The sequence below is a fragment of the Curtobacterium sp. 1544 genome (genome assembly GCF_040544915.1).
Classification (GTDB): Bacteria; Actinomycetota; Actinomycetes; order Actinomycetales; family Microbacteriaceae; genus Curtobacterium; species Curtobacterium pusillum_C.
In genome coordinates this window covers 68,217-91,647 of sequence record NZ_JBEPKX010000008.1, presented here as the reverse complement: position 1 = coordinate 91,647, position 23,431 = coordinate 68,217, and the positions used below count along the sequence as shown (strand labels likewise).

Sequence of the window (23,431 nt, the reverse complement as noted above, 5' to 3'; positions counted from 1 at the left end):
CGGATCACCCCGAGAGGACCCGCACCGGTTTCGGTGCGGGTCCTTTCGCATGCGGGGCGCGATGTCCCGGTAGCGTGACTCCGTGCGCACCCTCGTGAACTCGCTCCGGCTGATCGCCGTCATCGCCGTCGTCGCCGCGATCGTCGGACAGTGGCTCGTCAGCTCGAAGCTCGACGCCTACAACCCGTGGAACTTCTTCGGGTACTTCACGATCCAGTCGAACATCATCATCGCGGTGGCCTTCGCCGTGACCCTCGTCGCGGCTGCCCGACGGAAGCGCGCGGACCTCGGGGTGAGCCTGCTCCGGGGCGCGGCGACGGTGTACATCGCCACGACCGGCATCGTCTACAACACGCTGCTCACGAACGTCGACGTGTCGGCGAACGTGCAGTGGTCGAACGACATCCTGCACAAGGTCATCCCGGCCTACGCGGTACTGGACTGGCTGCTCTTCTCCGACCGCTCGAAGCTGCTCCTGCGCCACGTGTGGTGGTTCCTCGTCTACCCGGCCGTCTGGACCATCGTCGTCCTGGTCCGCGGCGCGACGGACGGGTGGGTCCCGTACCCGTTCCTGAACCCGGACCTCGGCTACGGGGTCGTCGCGCTGTACTGCCTCGGGGTCGCGGTGTCGATCGTGCTGATGGGGATCCTGGTCATCGGGATGAGCAGATTGCGCCTCGTGAAGGTCTAGCTGCGGAATCCGCGCAGGCGGTCGAGCACCAGGTCCGCGAGCTGGATGAGGCCGCGGATCTGGTCGTCGTCGCGGTCGACCCAGCGGCACTCGGGTTCGTCGGCGACCGGCACGAACTCGTCGTGGCGCTCCCAGACGAACAGCGTGCGGTCGGCGCCGAGCACGTACTGCTGCCACCAGATCTGCCGGAGGTAGTGCCGGGGGATGCTCCGCCAGCCCTTCGCCGTGGTCTTGATCTCGGCGAGCACGACTCGGGAGGCCCCGTCGACGCCGACGCCGTCCGGGGTGGCGAGGTGCGCCCGGTTCGTCGCGGCGTGGAACAGGTGCGCGGACGGCTGGATGCCGTGCGTCGCGGCCACCCAGGCGGCGATGTGTGGTTCGCGTTCCTTGCCGTGCTCGGTGTACGAGTTGCCGGAGAAGCGCGAGCCGTAGCGCTTGTCGGTGACGACGGCCTCGACCGCGTGCAGTGAGGCGAGACGGGCGACGTCGGTCGCGGTGATGCCCATCGCGCGGGCGCGGAGCCAGGCGACGCGGTCGGACGAGTGCGCGACGATCCGCTCGGTGTGCCCACGCAGCGCGGTGAACGCGTCGTGCGCGACGGGAGCCGACGCCGTGGAGCCGACCACGGGCACGACCGACGCCGGCGTGCCGGGGGCGGGCTGTGCCTCCAGGCCGGGGTCCAGGTCGCCCCACAGGGTGGGCTGCACGATCGTCACCACACGATTGTCTCCCCGAGCACCGACGCGGCGAAACCGACGCACCGGACGCGAGCGGTCAGGACACCAACTGGTGGCCCTCGGCGTAGGCGACGAGTTCGTCGACCCCGGCGGGGGAGAGCGCGTACCCGATGGCGAGGGCCGCGGCGCCCTGCAGTGCGGCGAGGGACCCGGCACGGGACTGTGCGATGACGAGGTGCTCGGTCGCGAGGGGCATCGAGCGGGAGTAGACGACCTCGCGGACGCCGGCGAGCAGGTGCTCCCCGGCCTGCGTGATCGAACCGCCCAGGGCGATCACGGACGGGTTCATGAGCGACACGCACGTGGCCAGGACCTCGCCGATGTCCCGTCCGGCCTGTCGCACCGCCTGGATGGCGTCGAGGTCGGACCGGTTCACCAGGTCGAGGACGTCCGCACCGGTGTGGACGTCGTGCCCCTTCGCGCGGAGCCGGCGGGCGATCGCCGGCCCGGAGGCGACGGCCTCGAGGCACCCGGTGTTCCCGCAGTGGCACGGCACGTCCCCGGCGCTCGAGACCCGGACGTGGCCGATGTCGCCCGCGGTGCCCTGTGCACCACGCTGGAGCTCGCCGTCCGACACGATCCCGGAGCCGATGCCCGTGGCCACCTTGACGAACAGCAGGTGGTCGACGTCCGGCCAACCGTGCTCCCGCTCACCGAGTGCCGCGATGTTGACGTCGTTGTCGAGCAGGACGTGGGCGGCGATGTGGTTCCGGAGCCAGCCGGGCACGTCGAATCCGTCCCAGCCGGGCATGATCGGTGGGTTCGCGGGGCGTCCGGTGGAGAACTCGACCGGGCCGGGCACGCCGATGCCGATGGCGATGACGTCATCCCGTGCTCGGCCGACCTCGTCGAGCAGGCCGTCGATGGTCTCGACGAGCCAGGTGAGGGTGGGGACCGGGCCGGCGGCGATGTCGATCCGGGCCTCGCGGGTGGCGAGCGGCGCGGCGACGAGGTCCGTCACGGCGACGCGACCGTGCGAGGCGCCGAGGTCGGCGGCGATCACCAGTCGTGCGCGCGGCACCAGGGCGACCTGCGCGGGCGGGCGCCCTCCGGTGGATGCCGCGGTGTCCACCGGTCCGACGAGTCCGACCTCGATGAGGGCATCGAGGCGCACGCCGATCGTCGAGCGTGCGAGTCCCGTCAGTGCGGCGAGCTCGGCCCGGGTCCGCGGCACGCCGTCGCGGAGGATCTGGAAGAGCTCGCTCGTCCCGACCGGAGGCGACGCTGCCGTCCGAGTCAAGTCGACCATGTGGGGGAGTGAAGCACACATCGAACGCGGCACGCAACGAAGTCCGTCGACATTCCTCGAACTTCTGCTTGACCGCCGACAGAAGTGCTCGTAGTGTGACGCTCGGTCGAAGTCGACCACACGCTCGGTCGATGTCGACCGCAGCGCTCGGTCGATGTCGACCGCACCATCTCGACGAGGAGAAGCCCTGGTGACCCAACCGCTCTCGGTCCAGCTCTACACAGTCCGCGACGCCCTCGCTGCCGACCTCCCCGGCACGCTGCAGCGCATCGCCGACATCGGCTACACGAACGTCGAGGCCTTCGGCTTCGTCGACCGTGCCGAGGCGCTGCGCGATGCGCTCGCCGCTGCCGGCCTGCAGAGCCCGAGCGGCCACGCCCGCCTGCTGGACGCCGGTGAGCAGGACCTCGAGCAGATCTTCCACGCGAGCGTCACCGTCGGCCTCGGCACCCTGATCGACCCGCACATCGACGAGGCCCGCTGGACCACGCGCGAGGACGTCGAGGCGATCGCCCGCGAGCTCAGCGCCCTCGCCCCGCGGGCGGCCGACCACGGTCTCACCCTCGGTTACCACAACCACGCGTTCGAGTTCTCGAACCGCATCGACGGCGTCAGCGCCTACGAGGTCTTCGCCGACGCGGTCTCCGACGACGTCGTCCTCGAGCTCGACACCTACTGGGTGCAGGTCGGCGGGGACGACCCGGTGGCGATCATCGGCAAGTACGGCGACAAGGTCCAGTTCCTGCACGTCAAGGACGGCGACGGCTCGCACGACGACAAGAAGCAGGTCGCGGTCGGCGACGGCATCATGCCGATCGCCGCCATCACCGGCGCCGCACCGGGCGCCCAGTGGGTCGTCGAACTCGACGACCACGAGGGTGACGTCTTCCAGGCCGTCACCGACTCCTACACGTTCCTCGAGGGAGCCCGCGCATGACCGACACCACCACCACCACGCAGGAGACCACCGACGGCGCCCGCCGCACCGGCCCGGTCGGCGTCGGCGTCATCGGCGCCGGGGTCATCTCGGACCAGTACCTCGGCAACCTCACCGTCTTCCCCGACGTCGAGGTCCGCTTCATCGCCGACATCGACCTGCCCCGTGCAGCGTCGCAGGCCGAGAAGTGGGGCGTCGCCGCGTCCGGCTCGGTCGAGGAGCTCCTCGCGGACGACGACATCGAGATCGTCGTCAACCTGACCATCCCCGCCGCCCACGTCGAGGTCGCGCTGCAGGCCCTCGCCGCCGGCAAGCACGTCTGGGGCGAGAAGCCGTACGCGCTCGACCGTGACAGCGCCGCACAGCTCCGGGACGCCGCACGCGCCGCCGGCAAGACCGTCAGCGTCGCGCCCGACACGTTCCTCGGCGCCGGGCTCCAGACCGCGCTCCGGACGATCCGCGACGGCCGCATCGGCAAGCCCCTCAACGGCCTGACGCTCTTCCAGAGCCCCGGACCGGAGTCGTGGCACCCGAGCCCCGAGTTCCTGTTCGCCTACGGCGCCGGCCCGCTCTTCGACATCGGCCCGTACTACATCACGACGCTCGTGCAGGCGTTCGGTCCGGTCAAGAAGGTCACCGCGACCGCGTCGAAGTCCCGTGCGACCCGCACGATCGGCTCCGGCCCGAAGGCCGGCACCGAGTTCCCGGTCGAGGTCCCGACGAACCACTCGGCACTCATCGAGTTCGAGAACGGCGGGAGCGCGCAGAGCGTCTTCTCGTTCGAGTCCGACCGCGGCCGCACCGGCTTCGTCGAGATCGCGGGCGAGACCGGCACCGTGGTGTTCCCCGACCCGAACAACTTCGACGGCGACACCGAGCTCTACGCGCTCGGTTCCGACGAGCCGGAGACGATCCCGGCCGTCGGGTCCACCTACTCGCGCGGCACCGGCGTGGTCGACCTCGCCCGTGCACTGCGCGTCGGTGAGGAGAACCGGGTCCCCGGTGCCCTCGCCTTCCACGTCCTCGACGTGATGGTCTCCATCGCCGAGGCCGCCGAGCGTGGTGCGACGGTGCTCGTGGAGAGCACCGTCGCACCCTCCCCGACCCTCCCCGAGGGCTGGGACCCCGCGGCGTCCACCCTGTCCTGACCGACGGTCCGGTCGGTCCGTCGGACGACGGACCGACCGGGAGGGCACCGCACCCACACAGCAGCACCCGACAGCAACACCCGTTCCAACCCCTGCACCATCTCAACGACGAGAAAGTAGAGAGTCATGCGCACTGCCATCCGCGCACTGGCCATCACCGCGGCCGCGGCACTCACCGTGACCGGCCTCGCAGCCTGCTCCTCCGGAGGCTCCGGTTCGTCCGGTGACTCCAAGACGCTCACGTACTGGGCGTCCAACCAGGGCACGTCCCTCCAGAACGACAAGGAGGTGCTGACCCCCGTCCTCAAGAAGTTCACCAAGGAGACCGGGATCAAGGTCAACCTCCAGGTCATCGGCTGGAACGACCTGCAGAACAAGATCCAGACCGCCGTCACCTCGGGCCAGGGCCCGGACGTCGTCAACATCGGCAACACCTGGGCGACGTCGCTCCAGGCCACCGGCGCTTTCCTCCCGTACGAGTCGAGCGAGATGAAGGCGATCGGCGGGTCCGACAAGTTCGGCAAGGTCGCGCTCTCCACCGGTGGTGCGCCCGGCAAGACCGTCACGAGCGTCCCGCTCTACGGTCTCGCCTACGGCCTGTACTACAACAAGAAGATGTTCGCCGACGCGGGCATCCAGGCGCCGACCACGTGGGAGGACCTCACCGCCGACGCGAAGAAGCTCACCTCGGGCGACAAGTACGGGTTCACCATCGCCGGTGGCTCCTACACCGAGAACTCGCACTTCGCGTTCATCACCTCCGCCCAGAACGGCGGCGAGTGGTTCGACAAGGACGGCAAGCCGACCTTCACCCAGAAGGCCAACGTCGACGGCATCAAGCGCTACCTCGACCTGATGCAGTCCGACAAGGTCGTCAACCCGTCGAACGCGCAGTACGACAACGGCACCCAGGCCGTTTCGGACTTCGCGAACGGCAAGGCCGCGATGATGCTCACGCAGAACAACGCGAACGCGACCATCACGTCGCAGGGCATGAAGACGGACGAGTTCGGCGTCGTGCCGTTCCCGACCACTGCGGGCGGCGAGGACATCGCGTCCTTCCCGGCCGGCATCAACCTGTCGATCTTCAAGAACACGAAGAACAAGGACGGCGCGCTCAAGTTCGTCAAGTACATGACGAGCGCTGACACGCAGACGACGCTCGACAAGCCGTACTCGGCTCTGCCGGTGCTCGCCGCGGCTGCTGACTCGGTCACCGACGAGCAGACGAAGACGTTCCTCGACATCTACAACAACAAGGCGAAGCCGCTCCCGCTGGTGCCCGCCGAGGACCAGTTCGAGTCCACGGTCGGCAAGGCGATGAACGACATGTTCGCCAAGATCGCGACCGGTTCCACCGTTTCTGACAGCGACATCAAGACCGCGCTGCAGACCGCTCAGGACCAGGTGTCCCAGGCGAACGGCTGATCCGGTCTGGAGGCCCGGGTCGCGTCCGCAGGACGCGTCCCGGGCCTCCACCCCTCAGGTCCACGGCCCCGCTCGCGTCGGCCGGACGACCTCGCGTTCTGCACCCGGCCACACGCCGGGGGTGAGCCGATCGGCTCACGCATGCCGCGCCTCCAGTCCGCTGCCACGGACCGGCGCGAAGCACCCGATCCCCCTCCTGCCGAAAGGCCCCCGCCCATGTCCACCTCGGTCCTGCCTGATTCCGAGCGCATCGACCTGACGCACACGAAGGCCCCGACGATGTCGGGCCGTCCGCCAGGTCGCAAGCGCAAGACCCACTGGCTGCCGTACGCGCTCGTCGCGCCGGCCATCCTGTTCGAGCTGCTCATCCACATCGTGCCGATGCTCACCGGCATCTGGATCTCGTTCATCCAGCTCACGAAGTACTTCATCGCCAACTGGGGTGCAGCGCCGTTCGCGGGACTGCGGAACTACTCGGTCGTCATCGACTTCGACCAGGCGATCGGCAAGGGCGTCCTGAACTCGTTCCTCATCACGTGCGGCTTCACGGTCCTCGTGGTCGGGCTCTCGTGGACCTTCGGCATGGCCGCCGCGGTCGCGCTGCAGAAGCCGTTCAAGGGTCGCGGGCTGTTCCGCACGCTCTTCCTCGTGCCCTACGCGCTGCCGATGTACGCCGGCATCATCACCTGGAAGTTCATGTTCCAGCGTGACTCGGGTGCGATCAACCACATCCTCGTGGACCAGCTGCACCTGTTCAACGGCACGGGCCCGTTCTGGCTCATCGGCTCGAACGCCTTCGTCTCCGTCGTCGTCGTGGCGATCTGGAAGACCTGGCCGTTCGCGTTCCTCATGCTCATGGCCGGCCTGCAGTCCGTGCCGAACGACGTGTACGAGGCCGCATCGGTCGACGGTGCGAAGCCCTTCCGGCAGTGGCGCTCGATCACGTTGCCGATGGTGCGCCCGGTCAACGTGACGCTCGTGCTCGTGATGTTCCTCTGGACGTTCAACGACTTCAACACGCCGTTCGTGCTGTTCGGCTCGACCGCGCAGCCCCCGGCCGCGGACCTGCTGAGCTTCCACATCTACAACGCGTCCTTCATCACCTGGAACTTCGGCTCCGGTGCCGCGATGAGCGTCCTGCTCCTCATCTTCCTGCTCATCGTCACGGGCATCTACCTCGCCGTGACCAACCGGAGGTCCGTCCGTGCGTGAGACATTCGGCGCCAAGTCCTTCAAGGTCGTGACCCTGGTCGTCCTGACCCTGTTCACGGTCGTCCCGCTCTACGTGATGATCACCACGGCCATCAAGCCGCTCGGTGACGTGCAGAACGACTTCACGTGGATCCCGACCAACATCACCATCCAGCCGTTCATCGACATGTGGTCGACGGTCCCGCTCGGCAAGTACTTCGTGAACTCGCTCGTGGTCTGCACGGTCGCGACGGTGTTCTCGCTGATCATCGCGACCTTCGCCGCCTACGGTGTCTCGCGCTGGAACTTCAAGGGCAAGAGCACCTTCACCACCGCGGTGCTCTCGACCCAGATGTTCCCCGGCGTGCTGTTCCTGCTGCCGCTGTTCCTGATCTTCACGAACCTCGGGAACGCGCTCGGCATCCAGCTCGTCGGCAGCTGGACCGGCCTGATCATCACCTACCTGACGTTCACGCTCCCGTTCTCGATCTGGATGCTCGCGGGCTACTTCGAGACCATCCCGCGTGAACTCGACGAGGCCGCGATGGTCGACGGCTCCGGTCCGATGGGTGCCCTGTTCCGGGTCATCCTGCCCTCGGCCCGTCCGGGTCTGGTCGCGGTCGGGATCTACTCGTTCATGACGGCCTGGGGTGAGGTCCTCTTCGCCTCGGTCATGACCAACGGCGACGGGCAGACGCTGGCGGTCGGTCTGCAGCAGTACTCCACGCAGACGAACGTGTACTGGAACCAGATCATGGCGGCGTCCCTCGTGGTGTCGATCCCCGTGGTGATCGCGTTCCTCATCGTGCAGCGCCAGTTCGTGGCCGGTCTGACGGCCGGTGCTGTGAAGTAGGCGGGGCCGTCCCTCCGCAAAACACCGGCGTTCGTGCAAGGCACCCCCGCATCCCGCGGTGCAACGCACGAACACCGGTGTTCTGCTGTCTCCGCCCACTGTGTGGCGGCAGGATGGGACCATGAGCGAGACACGAGGGCGGCAGCTGCTGCCGGGACAGACCAGCCGGGTGCACGTGTACGACGTCGAGTCCCGCACGAGTCGGTTGGTGTTCGAGTCGTCGTCGGTGTTGGTCGAAGCGCCGAACGTCCTGGCCGACGGCACCCTCGTCCTGAACGGGAACGGTGACCTCTGGCTGCTGCGGCTCCCTGCCGACGTCGACACCGTCCTCGACGAGTCCGCGCTCGAGCGGGTGCCGATGCCCGGCGTCCCCGAGATCAACAACGACCACGTGGTCGACCCCTCGGGCAACTCCGTCGTGGTGAGCGGCCGCGACGGGGACCTGTACCGCGTCCCGCTGCCGGCAGGGGGAGCGGCGGCGACCCTCACCGACGTGACCACCGCGCTGCCGGTCGTCCGGAAGTTCTACCTGCACGGCATCGGGATGGACGGAACGCTCGCGGCGATCGTCGGGGAGCGGACCGAGGACGGTGTCTGGACCACCGACGTCGCGTTGGTCGACCTCGCCACCGGGGACCCGACGTTCCTGACCCGGGACGAGCACGCCGACGACGGCGTCTCGTTCGCGGGTGACATGCTCGTGTGGAACTCGGAGCGGTTCACGCCGGGCACCGCGCAGCTCGTCTCCCTCTGGCCGGGGGCGACCGACCCGGTCCGGATCACGACCGACGACCGGGTGAACTGGTTCCCGCACGTCTCGCCGGACGGCTCGCACCTGCTGTACCTGTCGTACGAGCCCGGCGTGCAGGGGCACCCCGCCGACCACCGCGTGGAGCTCCGACTGCTGCCCGGGGCCCTGGTGCGCGGCGCCCGGATCGCCGTGGTCCCGGAGACACTCGTCACGCTCGACGGTGGCCAGGGGACGGTCAACGTGCCGCCGTGGTCGCCCGACTCGCGGTGGTTCGCGTACTGCGACTACCCGGTGGGCTGATCCCGGTGGTGGTCGTTCCGCGCGTGGGATGACGAATCGCTCGTGGGAGGCCGGAACTACCGTCCTCCTACGAGCGATTCGGTCACCTACGCGCGGTTCGGTCGCTAGACCTCGCGCACCTGCCCCTGCTTGATGTGCAGGCGGCGCTCGGCCCGGCGGGCCACCCACGAGTCGTGCGTCACGATGACGACGGTGAGCCCGCGCTCCTTCCACTGCTTCTCGATGAGGCCCATGATCTCGTCACGGGTCGCCTCGTCGAGGGCTCCGGTCGGTTCGTCCGCCAGCAGCACGCTCGGGTTCTTGACCAGCGCCCGTGCGATGGCCACGCGCTGCTGCTGCCCGCCGGAGAGCTCCGCGGGCAGGTGGTCGAGCCGTTCGCCGAGCCCGACCTCCCGCAGCGCCGCGGTGGCCCGGTCGCGGATCTCGGTGCGGGACCGGTTCGCGAGGGACCCCGCGAACGCCGTCTCAACGTTCTCCAGGGCAGTCAACGTCGGGATGAGGTTGAAGCTCTGGAACACGAACCCGATCTCCGTGGCGCGCAGGTCGGTGAGGGCCCGGTCGCCGAGCTTCGCGACGTCCTGTTCGCCGAGGAGCACGCTGCCGGCGCTCGGCCGGTCGAGCGCGCCGAGCATCTGCAGCAGCGTCGACTTGCCGCCGCCGGTCGGCCCCTGGATCGCGACGAGCTGCCCCTGCGGGATGGTCAGGTCGACGTTCGTCAGCGCCGTGACGGTCCGGTTCTTCTGCTTGTACGTCTTGCTCACGTTCTTCAGGGCGTAGATCGGCCTGGAGGCGCGGCTCGCGTCCGCCGCGGACGGTGCGGTCGCGCTGCTGGTCACGTCGGTGTCGGTCACGGTTGCTCCTTCGGGGCGCGTCGTCGGTTCGGGTGCGGTGGTCGGTTCGGGGACCGGTGTCGTGCCGGTGGCCGGCCCGGTCATCAGGCCACGCTCCGCAGGGCCTCGGCCGGACGGAGCCGGCTCGCGCGCCAGCCGCCGAGGGCGCCGGCGATGAGTCCGCCGAGGATCGCCAGGCCGATCGCGAGCAGGATCACCTCGACCGTGACCGGGGCGTGCAGGACCACGTCGGTCGTCGAGGCGGTGCTCGCCCCGCCGCCGCCGAAGCCACCGGCCGGTGCGCCGCCCGTGGTGCCGCTGCCGGCCGCTGCCGTCGCTGCACCACCGGGCATCCCGCCGCCCGCTCCGCCGCGGTTCGTGGAGCTCGTGGCGCTCGCCGAGATCGTCGGGGCGATGACGTTCACCACGAGGATGCCGATGAGGCCGGCGGCGGCGCCGATCACCCCGCCGATGAGCCCCTGCACGAGGGACTCGCCCGCGACCTGCCGGGTGATGCGGCCGTTCGACCAGCCGATCGCCTTGAGGGTGCCGAACTCACGCGTGCGCCGGGTCACGCCGGAGATGGTGAAGAGGATGGCGATGAGGAACGCCGCGGCGAGGACGACGATCGACAGCCAGGTGCCGAGGTTCGACACGAGGCTCGAGGCGGTGCTCAGCGACCCGGACACGCTCGACGCGAGGTCGGCCTCGGTGGAGACGGTGGCGCTGGTGAGCTGCTTCTGCAGCGCGGACTTGATCGTGCTCACGTCGGAGGACGACTCGGCCGAGACGTAGATCGAGGTGACCTTGCCGTCGAGGTCGGCCAGGGTCTGCGCGGTGTCGAGCGGGATGTACGTGTTCGATCCGGTGGTCGACGATGAACCGGTCGACGAGACGATCCCGATGACCGTGAAGTCCTTCCCGCCGATCGAGACGGTGTCGCCCACGGCCTTCGACTCGCTCTTCGCGTAGCTCGCGTCGAGCACGACGACGTCCTTGCCCGCGTCGGCACTCGTGAACGTCCGGCCCTTCGTGAGCTCGGTGCTCGTCAGCGGCCCGACGGCGTCGCCGGACACCGGGATGCCCGTCACGGTGAACGAGTCGACGCTGAACGATCCGCCGCCGAAGCCGCCGCCGCCCTCGCCACCGCTCGGCGGACCCTGCTGGGTCGAGGTGCCGCTGCTGTCGCTCGAGCTGCTGCTGTCCGACTGCTGCTGGACCTGGCCCGAGAACGTGCTGTTCTCCAGGGTCAGGACACCGGTCGCCGCCTTGACCCCGCTCGTGCTCGTGACGGTCTTGACGTCCGCGGTGCTCAGCGTGCTGGACCCGCGGGACACGGCGAGCCGGGACTGCGACAGGTCGGTCGACCCGCTGCCGGTGCCGGAGCTGCCCTGGCTGCCGAAGTCGAAGCTCGGGCGCCCGGTGGCCGAGCCGGTCGGGGTCTCGGTCTTCGTCACGGTGATGTCCGTGCCGACGCCGTACACGGACTGCAGCACGCTCGCCTGCGCGGCCTTCACGCCGCCCGCGATCGAGGACACGATGACCACGAGTGCGATGGCGAGCGCCATGCCGATCGCGATGATGACGGTCTGCTTCTTGCGGTTCGTGAGTTCGCGCCTGAGGTAGGTCAGGAACATTGGTTCTCCTCGGTGTTGGGGTCGAGGAGACCGTAGGGAGGCGGTCGATGAGCGGCGCTGCCGGCCCCTATGAGCTGTCTAAGGGACCCTCAGCTCGCGTCGCCGTACGTCCGTCGGAGGTGCTCGGCGTACCCACCGGGCGTCCGACCGTCGAACCGGCCGCTCGTCACCACGGGGAGGTCGGTCGTGGCACGGACGTCGAACCCGAGCGCTCGTGCGCGTTCGACGAGCCGGACGTCCTCGTGCTCGGGCACCGGGTCGAACCCACCGATCGCCAGGCACACGTCGCCGCGGATCCCGAGGTTCGCGCCGTGCACGTGGCCGAGCGTCGAGCCCGGCGGGTGCGCGTGCGCCCAGCGGGCGAGGACCACGGGGTCGAGGTCGTCCGGGTCCGGGACGACCGCGCCGACCAGGACGTGAGCGCCGTCCGCGTGCGCTGCGACCTGCTGGACGAGCCAGGCCTGGTCGACGCGGGAGTCGGCGTCGGTGTGGGCCGTCCACCGCTCGGACGGCTCCGGGCCGGTCGCGAGGGCGCGGGTGGTCCCCACGGCCCGGGCCCGACCGACGCCGAGGTGCGCGGTCTCCACGACCTCGAGGGGGACCGCGGCCCAGAGCGGGTCCCCGGCCGCCGTCGACCGCAGGACGGCTGCCGTCCGGTCCGTGCAGCCGTCCAGGACGACGACCACCGACACCTCGACGGTGGGGTGCGCTCGCCGCAGGACCCGGACCGCGTCGGCCAGGGCCTCGGTGCAGCCGCCGATGCCGGACTCCTCGTCGTGCGCCGGGACGACGACGTCGATGCGCGCGGGGAGCCTCACGGCGTCAGGCCCTCGGTCGTCGCGACGGAGACCACCGCCGGGCCGGGGAACACGCTCAGGACGAAGTCCTCCTCGACGTGCCGGACGAGCGCCGGTCGCGGCCACCGCTCCGCGAGTCGGGCGTCCACGACGTCGCCCGAGGTCACGGCGTCGTCGTCCGGGTGTCGCCAGTGACAGGCGACCAGGACGCCGTCGTCGTCCAGGGACCCGAGCACCCGGTCGATGGTCGCGTCGAGGTCCGACGGCGACAGGTAGTACCCGACCTCGGACATCACGACGAGGTCCCACCGCCCGTCGGGCCACTCGGACGGCAGCTGGGCCTGGACGAACCGCGCGGCCGGCGCCCGGAGCCGCGCACGTTCCAGCGGCGCTGCGGCGATGTCCGTCCCGAGCACGGCGTCGGCGCGCTCGGTCAGCTCGGCGGTGAGCACGCCCGTCGCGCAGCCGAGCTCGAGCGCGGACCGGTAGCGCTCGTGAGGGAGGGCCGCCAGCGTCACCGCACGCTTCCGTCGCTCGTACCAGGAACCGTCGAAGTCCCACCCCTCGGGCTTCCGCTCGTAGTGGGCGTCGAACGACTCCCGCGAGCGGGACGACTGCGCCGGGGACTCGGCGAAGAACCACTCCGTCGGGCGGAGGTGGTGCGCCGCGTGCCGGTCGTCCACGATCGCCTCGTCACCCGGTGCCGGCGACAGCGGCCGGGTCTGCGACGGGTACGCGTCGAGTGCGGCGCGCTTCCGATCGAGGACGGCCGACGACAGCGCCAGTGATCGGGCGCGGTCCCACGGCGCCGCGGGGGCTGACGGCTCGTCCCAGTGCCACGCCCAGACCGGGTACTCGAGCAGCGCCGACCCGGTCGCGTGCGACACGACGTCCGCGGCGACCTCGCCCGCGATCCGGTGGTCCCGGTGCCCGTCCCCGCGCCACGGTGCGACGACGATAACGGGGCCGTCGACGCCCGCGAGCCGCTCGGTCAGCGCCGCCCGGAGGACGTCCGGGTGCTCGCGCAGCCCGCCGTCCGGCACGCCGAGGACCGTGGCGCTCGCCGCGGGGGCGAGGACGGCCAGCGCCGCTCGGAACTCGGTGTCTCGGATCGATCGGAGATCCTCGGGGGTGGTGCTCGGCGAGTCCGGGTGCGAGCCCTCGCCGTGGGTGACGAGCAGTACGTGCACGGGGACACCGGCTTCGGCGGCGGTCGCGATCAGCCCGCCGGCCCCGAGGGTCTCGTCGTCCGGGTGCGGCGCGACGACCACGACCGAGGCGACCGTGTCGAGCTGCACCGGCAGCGTGGTGACCGTGTCGAGGAACGCCGTCCAGTCCGCGGGGTCGGTGCCCGGCTCGCGGTGGTCGAAGCTCACCACGCGACACCGCCGCGCTCGACGACGATCCGGCCGATGCGGGCGAGGTCTCGTTCGCCGTGGTCCTGCAGGACGTAGAGCTCGAGGTCCGCGACCCGTGCCGCGATCGCCGGGTCGGACGTCAGGGGAGCGGGACCGATCGTCGCGACCACCCGGTGCCGGACGGCGTCGACGGCCCGGCGGACGCGCGAGCGCACGACCTGGGCGAGCAGCGACCAGTCGTCGTCGGACGTCGACGCCGGATCGGAACCGTCGATCCGGGCGGCGGCGTCGGCGAGGGCGTCCTCGGCGTCGGCGAGGTCCGCGACCGTCGCCCCGAGGGCCGCCTGCAGCAGCTCCGAGTCCGGACGAGCGGCGGCGAGGTCGCGGAGGACCCGTCCGAGCCCGACCGCGCCACCCCACCAGCACGCCGCGACGCCGATCCCGCCCCACGCGAAGCCCGGTCGCGTGAGGTACCAGCCGGGAGCCCCGACGGGCGTGGCGTGCACCCCGGCGAAGTCGACCGGCCCGCTCGGCACGTCGGGCATGCCCCGCGCCACCCAGGCCTCGTCGTGCACGGTCACACCGTCCTGCCGGAGGTCGACCGCGAACAGCTGCCGCTCGTCCCCGACGTGGGCGGTGACGAGCGCGTTCGAGAGCGTCGATGCTAGCGAGCACCACGGCTTCGTGCCGTCGAGCGCGAACGAGCCGCCGGTTCCGCCCGACATCGCCGTGAGTCGCAGCCCCGGTCCCTCGGCGGCGAACACGCCCCACGTCGAGCCCTCCGGCGCGGGGACGCCGGCCTGGGCGAGGATCCCGAGCGCGTCGAGGTGCGGCTCGACCGTGCGCGCGAGGGCGACGTCGGCCGCGCCGACGGCCGCGAGTGCCGCGAAGGCTCCGCCGGTCGTCCCGGCGGACAGGAGTGGGGCACTGGAGGCGACCGACCGGGCGAAGGCGAGTCGGTCCGCCGGGGCCGAGCCGTGCCTCCCGGACGACGCCGTGATCCGCGCGGACTCCTCGAGCCGAGCGGTGTCGACGGTGCGGGCGGAGGCCGGCCAGGCCGAGGATCGGAGCATGCCGCTCACGGTACGGAGCGGACACCGAGTGCCTGCTCGGGAATCCACAGAGCGTCGACGGTCGCTCCACAGACCGCTCATAGGAAACTCTCGATACTCGAAGACGTGACCATCTCCCAGCCTGCAGCAGCCCCGCGCCTCACGCGTGCCGACGGAACCCCGTTGCGCATCCTCGTCGTCGACGACGAGGCCAGCCTCACCGACCTCCTGTCCATGGCGCTCCGCTACGAGGGCTGGGACGTCAAGAGCGCGAACGGCGGGCAGGACGCACTGACGACGGCGCGCGAGTGGAAGCCGGACGCCATGGTGCTCGACGTCATGATGCCGGACCTCGACGGCCTGCAGGTGCTCAGTCGGCTGCGGCAGAACAACGACGACACCCCGGTCCTGTTCCTCACCGCGAAGGACTCCGTGGAGGACCGCGTCACCGGCCTCACCGCGGGCGGCGACGACTACGTCACGAAGCCGTTCTCCCTGGAAGAAGTGGTGGCGCGGCTCCGCGGTCTCATCCGTCGGTCGCAGATCTCGATCTCCGAGGCGGGGGACTCGCGCATCGTCGTGGGCGACCTGGTGCTCGACGAGGAGTCGTACGAGGTCTCCCGTTCCGGCCGCTCGATCGAGCTGACCGCCACCGAGTTCGAGCTCCTCCGCTTCCTCATGCGCAACCCGCGCCGCGTGCTGTCGAAGGCGCAGATCCTCGACCGCGTGTGGTCGTACGACTTCGGAGGCAAGTCCTCCGTGGTCGAGATCTACATCTCGTACCTGCGCAAGAAGATCGACGCCGGCGAGACCCCGATGATCCACACGGTGCGCGGCGTCGGGTACGTCATCAAGCCCACCTCGTGACCCTCCGCCGCCGGCTCGTCCTGAGCATCGTCGCGCTCGTCGTCGCCGTCAGCGCGGTCATCGGCGCGGGCAGCATCATCGCGCTCGCGTCGATCCAGACGGGCACGATCGACGGGCAGCTGCAGAAGGCGACGAGCCGCGCGAGCACGAAGTTCGGCCAGGGCGATCCGAACGGCCAGCGGCCGAACGACGACTCGCTCCAGCCGCTCGGGCAGGCAGCCGGGACGCTCACCGCGTACTACGTGACCGGTGGCGGCGCCGGTGGCATCGTCCTGAACGAGGACAGTTCCCGTTCCGCCCTGACCACGGAGCAGCTCGATCGGCTCGGCGACGTCAAGGTCGGCGTGGACCCCGCGACGATGGACCTCAAGGGATCGCTCGGGCGCTACCGTGTCGCCGCCGTGCAGGTCGACAACCCGGTGCTCGGCAACGCCGTCCTGGTGGTCGGCCTCCCGATGTCGCCCGTCTACGAGAGCGTCCGGTCACTGCTCGTCGTCGTCATCCTGGTCGTCGCCGCAGCCCTGGTCGCCGCGTCCGTGGTCGCCGCGGTCGTCGTCCGCCGATCCCTGCGGCCGCTCGAGCGCGTCGCCGAGACGGCCTCGACCGTCGCGCGGATGCCACTCGAGCGCAGCGACGCCCTGCAGGACGTCCGCGTCCCCGACACCGACCCCCGCACCGAGGTCGGGCGGGTCGGCAGCGCCTTCAACCGGATGCTCGGGCACATCGCCGGGGCCATGCAGGCCCGCGAACGCTCGGAGCAGAAGGTGCGCCAGTTCGTCGCCGACGCGTCGCACGAGCTCCGCACCCCGCTCGCGTCGGTGCGCGGCTACGCCGAGCTCACCAGGCGCATGGGCGGTGACCTGCCGCAGGACGTCGTCTACGCGATGGGCCGCATCGAGTCCGAGTCGATCCGGATGACCTCGATGGTCGAGGACCTGCTGCTCCTCGCCCGCCTCGACGAGGGCCGCGAGATCCAGTTCGACGACGTGGACCTGACCGGGCTCGTGTTCGACGCCGTGAACGACGCCCACGCCGCGTCGCCCGAGCACCCGATCGAGGTCGACGTCCCCGACGCGCCCGTGGTCGTCGTCGGCGATGCCGCGCGGTTGCACCAGGTCATCGTCAACCTCGTCACCAACGCCCGGACCCACACCCCGGACGGCACCCGCATCACGGTGGGGCTCGCACCGTCGGACTCCGGCTCCGGCGTCGACCTCACCGTGCGGGACACCGGACAGGGCATCGACCCGGAGTTCCTGCCGAAGCTGTTCGAACGGTTCGCCCGGGCCGACAGCTCGCGCTCCCGTTCCGCGGGATCGACGGGGCTCGGGCTCGCGATCGTGGACGCGGTCGTGCAGGCGCACGGCGGGTCCGTGGAAGTGACGAGCGAGCCGGGGGACACCGTGTTCACGGTGCACCTGCCCGCGGAGCAGCCGGCGGTCGCCGCTGCCGCCGCGGCGACCGCGTCGCCGGCGTCGCCCGCGTCCTCGGACGCTCCCGACGACGCGACCGACGGCTGGTCGGCGACCCCGGTCCCGTCGGCGACCGACTGACGGACTGGAGGCACGGGGCGGGCCCGCACCGCGCCTCCAGTCCGGTGTTTTGTGCAGTACACGGCATCTGGTACAGTTCTCGAAGCCAAAGACCGCCGGATGTCGTGCTGCTTGCAGCGTGACCGAAGGTCCTCTCCCGGAGAGGCATCCCGCGCAGGTGTTCCGAACCACTCCTTCCGTTCTCGGGGGAGCAGCTCCGAGCCTCTGCGCCGGAGCTTTTTTCGTTCGTGGACCTGGGGCTGCCGGCAAGACCCCCAAGGAGAACCATGGCGAACAAGGAAGCTGCGGTCGCCGAGCTCACGGAGTCCTTCCGTAGCTCGAACGCCGTTCTGCTCACCGAGTACCGCGGTCTCACGGTCGCGCAGCTCAAGGAGCTCCGCAACTCGATCCGTGAGCACGCCACGTACGCCGTGGTGAAGAACACGCTGACCAAGATCGCGGCGAACAACGCCGGCATCTCGTCGTTCGACGACGAACTCGCCGGTCCGTCCGCTCTCGCCTTCGTCCACGGTGACACCGTCGCCGTCGCGAAGTCGCTGCGTGCATTCGCCAAGGCGAACCCCGAGCTCGTGGTGAAGGGTGGTTACTTCGACGGTAACCCGCTCTCCGCGACCGAGGTGGACAAGCTCGCCGACCTCGAGTCCCGTGAAGTTCTGCTCGGCAAGCTCGCCGGCGCCTTCAAGGCCTCGCTGTTCGGTGCTGCGTACCTGTTCCAGGCACCCCTCTCGCAGGCCGTCCGCACCGTGGACGCCCTTCGCGAGAAGCAGGAGTCCGCGGCCTGATCAGGCACGCGTTCATCAACCACACGTACTAGCTAGTAGTAGGAGAAAATCATGGCGAAGCTTTCGCAGGACGAGCTCATCGAGGCCTTCAAGGAGCTCACGCTCATCGAACTCTCGGACTTCGTGAAGAAGTTCGAAGAGGTCTTCGAGGTCACCGCGGCCGCCCCGGTCGCCGCTGCCGCCGCCCCCGGCGCCGCTGCTCCGGCCGAGGCCGCTGAGGAGAAGACCGAGTTCGACGTCGTCCTCAAGTCCGCTGGTGACAAGAAGATCCAGGTCATCAAGGAGGTCCGTGGCCTGACGTCGCTCGGCCTCGGTGAGGCCAAGGCGCTCGTCGAGACCGCCGACGCCAAGATCCTCGAGGGTGTCAACAAGGAGACGGCCGACAAGGCGAAGGAGGCCCTCGAGGCCGCCGGCGCCACGATCGAGCTCGCGTAGTCTCGACCGTTCGGTCACGAAGGCCGCTGCCCCTCCGGGGGCGGCGGCCTTCGTCGTGTGCGTGGGGCGGGGGCGGCTGCCGCGAGACTCGCGTTCAGCGACAGTTCTCGTGCCTACGAGCGCGAGATCGGTCGCTCACCCCGAGACTCGGTCGGCCACGAACGAGTCTCGGCTCCTCAGAACACCACTCGGTGCTGACGAAACAACGTTCGGAGCCGCTCCGGGTCGACGAGGTGCCACCACGTGGGCCTGACGAGGCTGCGTACCTCGGGCAGTGATCGCAGCCGGTCCTCTCGGATCTTCTCCTGCCAGAGTGCATCGCCGGGTTCGCGACCGTCGAGCATGGCCCGGTCGGTGTACTTCTGTCGGCCGTCGAACTCGACCACGACGCCCATCTCGGCAAACCAGAAGTCGACGCGATCGACGGCGCCGCCCGGATGGCGGAACTCGTGCTGCGAGATCGGTCGGGGGAGTCCGAGCTCGACCATCCGCACGGCCGTGTAGGACTCACCTGCCGAGTCGTGCCGTGGGTCGAGCGCGTCGGCGACGATGCGGCAGCGGACCGAGCCGCGCTGCGGCGTCGTCGGGAGCCGAGCGACGAACTCCTCGATCGAGAATGCCCCGGTCCGGACGGCGTGGTCGATCGCGACCGCGGCGACCGCGGGCTCCAAGCTGGTTGCGAGGTCGAGTGCGGTGCGGATCCTGCTCGTGACACGAACCGCTGCGAACGAACCCGGTGGCTGCTCGGTCTCTGGCTCGCCGGCATGTCGGACCAGTCGGGCGCGGTGTTCCGTGCGCCTCGTCGCACCGTCGGTCACGTGTACTCGCGCAGGCGGCGCGCTGACGAGTGGCCAACCGTAGGCGATCGCCGCGGTCGAGTGTGAGAACGCCGCCGTCGGGCGGACGGTCGGGGCCACGGCACGTGCCAGCACGAGGTGCCGCTCGGTCGCGTTGCAGTCCCTCCACGCCGACGCGGCCGTGTACACACCACGGGCGAGCCTGACCAGTTCTCCCGCTTCGTGCCTGCGTTGCAGGGACCGGGCGGCCGCTCGATCGCCGTCAGGGACACGGTGGAGTGGTACTCGATCGGTCGTCATCTGCACAGCGTCGCGGGTACAGACGCTGCCCGCGTGCCCACGAGGACATCTGTGGAGAGTGCGCGTTGCGGGCTCGCGGTGGACGAGTCTCGCACTCGGCGCACCGAGTCTCGCCCGGAGCGACACTTCTCGGCTGGATCCACGCGAGAAGTGTCGCCAGGACCGAGGCTCGGGCGGGCGGGCGGGCGAGCGCGCGCGACAGCGGCGACGCCGCGTCAGCGCAGCGTGCTGTGGCGGCGGCCGTAGGCCAGGTAGAGCGCGGCGCCGGCGACCATCCAGATGCCGAAGGCGATCCAGGTGCCGACGCCGAGGAACACCGCGAGCAGCACGCAGCAGAGCGCGCCGAGGATCGGCACGACGGGGAACAGCGGCACCCGGTAGGACCGTTCGAGGTCGGGCCGGGTGCGACGGAGCACGATGACGGACACGTTCACCAGTGCGAAGGCCACGAGGGTGCCGATGCTCGTCGCGTCCGCGAGCTCACCGAGGGGCACGAGCGCGGCGACGACCGTGACGACGAGTCCGATGATGAGGGTGTTCGCGATCGGGGTGCCGGTGCGGTGCGACACCCGGCCGAACACCTTCGGCACGAGGCCGTCCCGCGCCATCGTCAGCAGGATGCGGGTCTGCCCGTAGAGCACGGTGAGCACCACGCTGGCGATCGCGATCACGGCGCCGACCGAGAAGACGAGCGCGACGATCGGCTGACCGGTGACGTCGACGACGATGCGCACGAGCGAGGCCTCGGTCGACGAGAACGACGTCCACGACCGGGCACCGATCGCGGCGATGGCCACGAGGATGTACAGCGCCGTGATGAGCGCGATCGACCCGATGATGGCGCGGGGGAGGTCGCGGCGGGGGTTCTTCGCCTCTTCGCCGGCGGTCGAGGCGGCATCGAAACCGATGTACGAGAAGAACAGTCGGGACGCCGCGGCGGTCACCCCGGCGGCACCCATCGGTGCGAGCGGCTCGAAGTTCTGCGCCTGGAACGCCGAGAACGCCACGACGACGAAGAACACGAGCAGGGCGATCTTCACGATGACCATGACGGTGTTCACCCAGGCGCTCTCCCGCGCGCCGGGCAGCAGGATCGCGGTGGCGAGCAGGACCAGGACCGCCGCCGGCAGGTTGACCACGCCGCCCTCACCCGGAGGGGCCGACAGCGCTGCGGGCAGGTGGAGCCCGAACACGCGCAGGGTCTCGTCGACGTACTCGCTCGCACCCACCGCGACGGCGGCGACGGACACGGCGTACTCGAGCACGAGACACCACCCGCACACCCAGGCGATCCCCTCGCCCATGGTGGCGTACGTGTACGAGTAGCTCGACCCCGACGTCGGCACCGCACCTGCCATCTCGGCGTACGACAGGGCCGACAGCAGCGCCGCGACACCGGCGACCACGAACGAGATCCAGACCGCCGGGCCCGCGAGGGGGACGGCGGTACCGAGCACCACGAGGATGCCGGTACCGAGGGTCGCGCCGACGCTGATCATCGTGAGGTGCCAGACACCGAGCGACCGGCGGAGCGGCTCGCCGTTCACCCCCGCCGCGGCCTCGGCCTGCAGCTGCTCGATCGGCTTGCGGCGGGCGAGCTGTGCGCGCAGGGACGTGGGGCGGGTGGACGCGGACGTCATGGGACCTCGAGTGGTGCGGGGAAGGGGACGGGAAATGGTCGCATGCCCCCTGAACAGGGTCAAATGAACCCTGAACACGGCGAATGAACCCTGAACGCGGTCGAACGGACCAGGACCGGGCCGGACCCCGCCGATGTCCGGGCTCAGGGCTAGGTTGGCAGCATGGACAGGGGTGACGCGTCGTGAGCATGCACGGCGGCATGCGCGGCGGCGGTGGCGGCCGGGGCGGCGGGCGGATCTCGAGCGGCGACTACGAGGCGCAGAAGGCCGCCAACGCCGAGGCCCCGAAGATCCCGCACCTCGTCAAGCGCATCGCCGGGCTGTTCGTCCCGCACCGGAACGCGATCATCCTCACGGTCGTGCTGGTCCTCATCGGGGCCGCGATCTCGGTCATCCCACCGCTCCTCACCCAGCGGGCGTTCGACGAGGGGCTGTTCCCGAAGGGCGGCGGCGGTCCGAACACGCCCGTGCTGTACGTCCTCGTCGGCGCGATGGTGGCGCTCTGGATCGCGAGCGCCGGGCTCGGCGTCTGGCAGACCTACCTGACCGCGACCGTCGGCAACAAGGTCATGGGCTCGATGCGCATGCGCCTGTTCGGGCACCTCCAGCGGATGGAGCTCGCGTTCTTCACCCGCACGAAGACCGGCGTGATCCAGTCGCGCCTGCAGAACGACGTCGGTGGCGTCGCGAGCGTGCTGAACAACACGATCTCGTCGATCCTGGGCAACACCGTGACGGTGATCGCCGCCGTCGTCGCGATGCTGCTCCTCAGCTGGCAGATGACCCTCGTCGCGGTCATCCTCTTGCCTCTGCTGGTTATCGCGCAGCGACGGGTCGGCCAGGTCCGCGCGAAGATCGCCGCGCAGACGCAGGAGTCGCTGTCGGACATGACCGCGATCACGCAGGAGGCACTGAGCGTCTCCGGCATCCTGCTCGCGAAGAGCTTCAACCAGCAGCGCGCGGAGACGCAGCGCTACGGCAACGAGAACCGCAACCAGATCCGCCTGCAGGTCCGCCAGCAGATGTCGGGGCAGTGGTTCTTCGCGATCGTGTCGATCTTCCTGTCGATCATCCCGGCGATCATCTACGTGGTCGCCGCGTACCTCATCATCGGCGACGTCCCGATCACGGCCGGGACGATCGTGGCGTTCACGACCGTGCAGTCCCGCTTGCTGTTCCCGACGGTCGGCCTGCTCCGCGTCGTCCTCGACCTGCAGACCTCCGGCGCGCTGTTCGCCCGCATCTTCGAGTACCTCGACCTCAAGCCCGCGATCACCGACCCGCCCACCGCGAAGCCCGTCGACGAGTCCCGCGTCGGGCACGTGGCGTTCGACGACGTGACGTTCACGTACCCGGACGGCGAGGCCGACAAGCCCACTCTTCGTGGGGTGTCGTTCGAGCTCGAGCCCGGCCAGTTCGCCGCCTTCGTGGGACCGTCCGGTGCAGGCAAGACGACCGTCTCGTACCTCGTGCCGCGCCTCTACGAGGCCACCGCGGGTTCGGTGCGGTTCGCCGGGCAGGACGTCCGCGACCTGGCGCACGAGGACCTCATGCGCCACGTCGGCATCGTCAGCCAGGAGACCTACCTGTTCCACGCCACGATCGGCGACAACCTGCGCTACGCGAAGCCCGACGCCACCGACGCCGAACTGGAGGAAGCAGCTCGGGCGGCGAACATCCACGAGACGATCGCGTCGTTCCCCGACGGCTACGACACCGTGGTGGGGGAGCGCGGGTACCGCCTGTCCGGCGGCGAGAAGCAGCGCATCGCGATCGCACGCGTGCTGCTCAAGGACCCGCCCGTGCTCGTCCTCGACGAGGCGACGAGCGCCCTCGACTCCATCTCCGAGCGCGTGGTGCAGACGGCCCTCGACAACGCGGCGGCGGGCCGCACGACGATCTCGATCGCGCACCGCCTGTCGACGATCCGCGACGCCGACGTCGTCTTCGTCCTCGACCACGGGCAGATCGTCGAGCAGGGCAGTCACGAGGAACTCCTGGCGCGGGACGGCATCTACGCGATGCTGCACCATCAGCAGAACGCACCGGCCGACGCGCTGGGCAGCTGACCCGACCACCGCAGGCGACGTCGGAGACG

General features: G+C 70.1%; 21 protein-coding genes. 12 read left to right on the top strand and 9 right to left on the bottom strand.

Going from position 1 to position 23,431, the window contains the following annotated elements:
* Positions 1–82: 82 nt before the first annotated feature.
* Positions 83–691, top strand: a complete 609-nt coding sequence (locus ABIC61_RS07050; RefSeq protein WP_144752079.1) for a Pr6Pr family membrane protein — start codon at positions 83–85, stop codon at positions 689–691.
* Here the strand turns inward: ABIC61_RS07050 and ABIC61_RS07045 are convergent.
* Together ABIC61_RS07045 and ABIC61_RS07040 are read right to left on the bottom strand one after the other, a co-directional pair.
* Positions 688–1,407: a YqaJ viral recombinase family protein gene (locus tag ABIC61_RS07045; RefSeq protein WP_354029338.1), complete on the bottom strand. Its 720-nt coding sequence runs from the start codon at positions 1,405–1,407 to the stop codon at positions 688–690. The two genes, ABIC61_RS07050 and ABIC61_RS07045, sit on opposite strands and share 4 nt — an antisense overlap.
* A 58-nt stretch (positions 1,408–1,465) precedes the next feature.
* The gene (locus tag ABIC61_RS07040) at positions 1,466–2,677 is read right to left on the bottom strand and encodes an ROK family transcriptional regulator (protein WP_186321950.1); all 1,212 of its coding nucleotides are present in this window, start codon (positions 2,675–2,677) and stop codon (positions 1,466–1,468) included.
* Between the two features lie 190 nt (positions 2,678–2,867).
* On the opposite strand from ABIC61_RS07040, the gene ABIC61_RS07035 reads away from it, so the two are divergent.
* The 6 genes from ABIC61_RS07035 (at position 2,868) to ABIC61_RS07010 (ending at position 9,285) form a co-directional block, all read left to right on the top strand.
* Positions 2,868–3,614, top strand: coding sequence for a sugar phosphate isomerase/epimerase family protein (locus tag ABIC61_RS07035; RefSeq protein ID WP_354029337.1), 747 nt, complete (start codon positions 2,868–2,870; stop codon positions 3,612–3,614).
* Positions 3,611–4,762: a Gfo/Idh/MocA family protein gene (locus tag ABIC61_RS07030; RefSeq protein WP_354029336.1), complete on the top strand. Its 1,152-nt coding sequence runs from the start codon at positions 3,611–3,613 to the stop codon at positions 4,760–4,762. Before ABIC61_RS07035 ends, ABIC61_RS07030 begins: the two co-directional genes overlap by 4 nt.
* Before the next feature lie 126 nt (positions 4,763–4,888).
* A complete protein-coding gene (locus tag ABIC61_RS07025; RefSeq protein WP_354029335.1) occupies positions 4,889–6,190 on the top strand; it encodes an ABC transporter substrate-binding protein in 1,302 nt (433 codons plus the stop codon).
* 216 nt (positions 6,191–6,406) lie between these two features.
* A complete protein-coding gene (locus ABIC61_RS07020; protein WP_097179844.1) occupies positions 6,407–7,402 on the top strand; it encodes a carbohydrate ABC transporter permease in 996 nt (331 codons plus the stop codon).
* Positions 7,395–8,234: a carbohydrate ABC transporter permease gene (locus ABIC61_RS07015; RefSeq protein WP_097179843.1), complete on the top strand. Its 840-nt coding sequence runs from the start codon at positions 7,395–7,397 to the stop codon at positions 8,232–8,234. The genes ABIC61_RS07020 and ABIC61_RS07015 overlap by 8 nt, the downstream gene beginning before the upstream one ends.
* A gap of 121 nt (positions 8,235–8,355) precedes the next feature.
* A complete protein-coding gene (locus tag ABIC61_RS07010) occupies positions 8,356–9,285 on the top strand; it encodes a TolB family protein (protein WP_354029334.1) in 930 nt (309 codons plus the stop codon).
* Between the two features lie 104 nt (positions 9,286–9,389).
* Here the strand turns inward: ABIC61_RS07010 and ABIC61_RS07005 are convergent, their stop codons facing one another.
* The 5 genes from ABIC61_RS07005 to ABIC61_RS06985 all read right to left on the bottom strand — a co-directional run bounded on the left by ABIC61_RS07005 (position 9,390) and on the right by ABIC61_RS06985 (position 14,980).
* The gene (locus ABIC61_RS07005) at positions 9,390–10,064 is read right to left on the bottom strand and encodes an ABC transporter ATP-binding protein (protein ID WP_079238975.1); all 675 of its coding nucleotides are present in this window, start codon (positions 10,062–10,064) and stop codon (positions 9,390–9,392) included.
* A 155-nt stretch (positions 10,065–10,219) separates the two neighbouring features.
* Positions 10,220–11,752 carry an ABC transporter permease gene (locus tag ABIC61_RS07000; RefSeq protein ID WP_354029333.1) on the bottom strand — a complete coding sequence of 511 codons (1,533 nt, stop codon included), beginning with the start codon at positions 11,750–11,752 and terminating at the stop codon, positions 10,220–10,222.
* An 89-nt stretch (positions 11,753–11,841) separates the two neighbouring features.
* Entirely contained in the window at positions 11,842–12,570 is a 729-nt protein-coding gene (locus ABIC61_RS06995) for a glycosyltransferase family 2 protein (RefSeq protein ID WP_354029332.1), read from the bottom strand.
* Positions 12,567–13,928: a PIG-L family deacetylase gene (locus ABIC61_RS06990; RefSeq protein WP_354029331.1), complete on the bottom strand. Its 1,362-nt coding sequence runs from the start codon at positions 13,926–13,928 to the stop codon at positions 12,567–12,569. The genes ABIC61_RS06995 and ABIC61_RS06990 overlap by 4 nt, the downstream gene beginning before the upstream one ends.
* The gene (locus ABIC61_RS06985; RefSeq protein WP_354029330.1) at positions 13,922–14,980 is read right to left on the bottom strand and encodes an acyl-CoA dehydrogenase family protein; all 1,059 of its coding nucleotides are present in this window, start codon (positions 14,978–14,980) and stop codon (positions 13,922–13,924) included. Before ABIC61_RS06985 ends, ABIC61_RS06990 begins: the two co-directional genes overlap by 7 nt.
* A 105-nt stretch (positions 14,981–15,085) precedes the next feature.
* On the opposite strand from ABIC61_RS06985, the gene ABIC61_RS06980 reads away from it, so the two are divergent.
* From ABIC61_RS06980 to rplL, 4 genes are all read left to right on the top strand, one after another.
* Entirely contained in the window at positions 15,086–15,826 is a 741-nt protein-coding gene (locus ABIC61_RS06980; RefSeq protein ID WP_354029329.1) for a response regulator transcription factor, read from the top strand.
* On the top strand, positions 15,823–17,379 hold the full coding sequence (locus ABIC61_RS06975) for a sensor histidine kinase (RefSeq protein ID WP_354029328.1): 1,557 nt from the start codon (positions 15,823–15,825) through the stop codon (positions 17,377–17,379). Before ABIC61_RS06980 ends, ABIC61_RS06975 begins: the two co-directional genes overlap by 4 nt.
* Before the next feature lie 266 nt (positions 17,380–17,645).
* Positions 17,646–18,161, top strand: coding sequence for a 50S ribosomal protein L10 (gene rplJ, locus ABIC61_RS06970; RefSeq protein ID WP_070418388.1), 516 nt, complete (start codon positions 17,646–17,648; stop codon positions 18,159–18,161).
* 51 nt (positions 18,162–18,212) lie between these two features.
* Positions 18,213–18,596 carry a 50S ribosomal protein L7/L12 gene (gene rplL, locus ABIC61_RS06965; RefSeq protein WP_058726969.1) on the top strand — a complete coding sequence of 128 codons (384 nt, stop codon included), beginning with the start codon at positions 18,213–18,215 and terminating at the stop codon, positions 18,594–18,596.
* Positions 18,597–18,772: 176 nt separating this feature from the next.
* Here rplL and ABIC61_RS06960 read toward each other — a convergent pair whose 3' ends face one another.
* Complete coding sequence (locus ABIC61_RS06960) at positions 18,773–19,267, bottom strand: hypothetical protein (RefSeq protein WP_354029327.1); 495 nt, start codon at positions 19,265–19,267, stop codon at positions 18,773–18,775.
* Positions 19,268–19,908: 641 nt separating this feature from the next.
* The gene (locus tag ABIC61_RS06955) at positions 19,909–21,333 is read right to left on the bottom strand and encodes an amino acid permease (RefSeq protein ID WP_354029326.1); all 1,425 of its coding nucleotides are present in this window, start codon (positions 21,331–21,333) and stop codon (positions 19,909–19,911) included.
* 188 nt (positions 21,334–21,521) lie between these two features.
* Here ABIC61_RS06955 and ABIC61_RS06950 point away from each other — a divergent pair, with 188 nt between their 5' ends.
* Positions 21,522–23,402: an ABC transporter ATP-binding protein gene (locus ABIC61_RS06950; protein WP_354029365.1), complete on the top strand. Its 1,881-nt coding sequence runs from the start codon at positions 21,522–21,524 to the stop codon at positions 23,400–23,402.
* Positions 23,403–23,431: the final 29 nt, after the last annotated feature.

Bases quoted from the DNA above. Each gene is read 5' to 3' on its own strand.
- rplL (WP_058726969.1), top strand. From the start codon at position 18,213: ATGGCGAAGCTTTCGCAGGACGAGCTCATCGAGGCCTTCAAGGAGCTC.
- ABIC61_RS07000 (WP_354029333.1), bottom strand. From the start codon at position 11,752: ATGTTCCTGACCTACCTCAGGCGCGAACTCACGAACCGCAAGAAGCAG.
- ABIC61_RS07040 (WP_186321950.1), bottom strand. From the start codon at position 2,677: ATGGTCGACTTGACTCGGACGGCAGCGTCGCCTCCGGTCGGGACGAGC.
- ABIC61_RS07010 (WP_354029334.1), top strand. From the start codon at position 8,356: ATGAGCGAGACACGAGGGCGGCAGCTGCTGCCGGGACAGACCAGCCGG.
- ABIC61_RS06950 (WP_354029365.1), top strand. From the start codon at position 21,522: ATGCACGGCGGCATGCGCGGCGGCGGTGGCGGCCGGGGCGGCGGGCGG.
- ABIC61_RS06955 (WP_354029326.1), bottom strand. From the start codon at position 21,333: ATGACGTCCGCGTCCACCCGCCCCACGTCCCTGCGCGCACAGCTCGCC.
- ABIC61_RS07020 (WP_097179844.1), top strand. From the start codon at position 6,407: ATGTCCACCTCGGTCCTGCCTGATTCCGAGCGCATCGACCTGACGCAC.
- ABIC61_RS07030 (WP_354029336.1), top strand. From the start codon at position 3,611: ATGACCGACACCACCACCACCACGCAGGAGACCACCGACGGCGCCCGC.
- rplJ (WP_070418388.1), top strand. From the start codon at position 17,646: ATGGCGAACAAGGAAGCTGCGGTCGCCGAGCTCACGGAGTCCTTCCGT.
- ABIC61_RS07025 (WP_354029335.1), top strand. From the start codon at position 4,889: ATGCGCACTGCCATCCGCGCACTGGCCATCACCGCGGCCGCGGCACTC.
- ABIC61_RS06985 (WP_354029330.1), bottom strand. From the start codon at position 14,980: ATGCTCCGATCCTCGGCCTGGCCGGCCTCCGCCCGCACCGTCGACACC.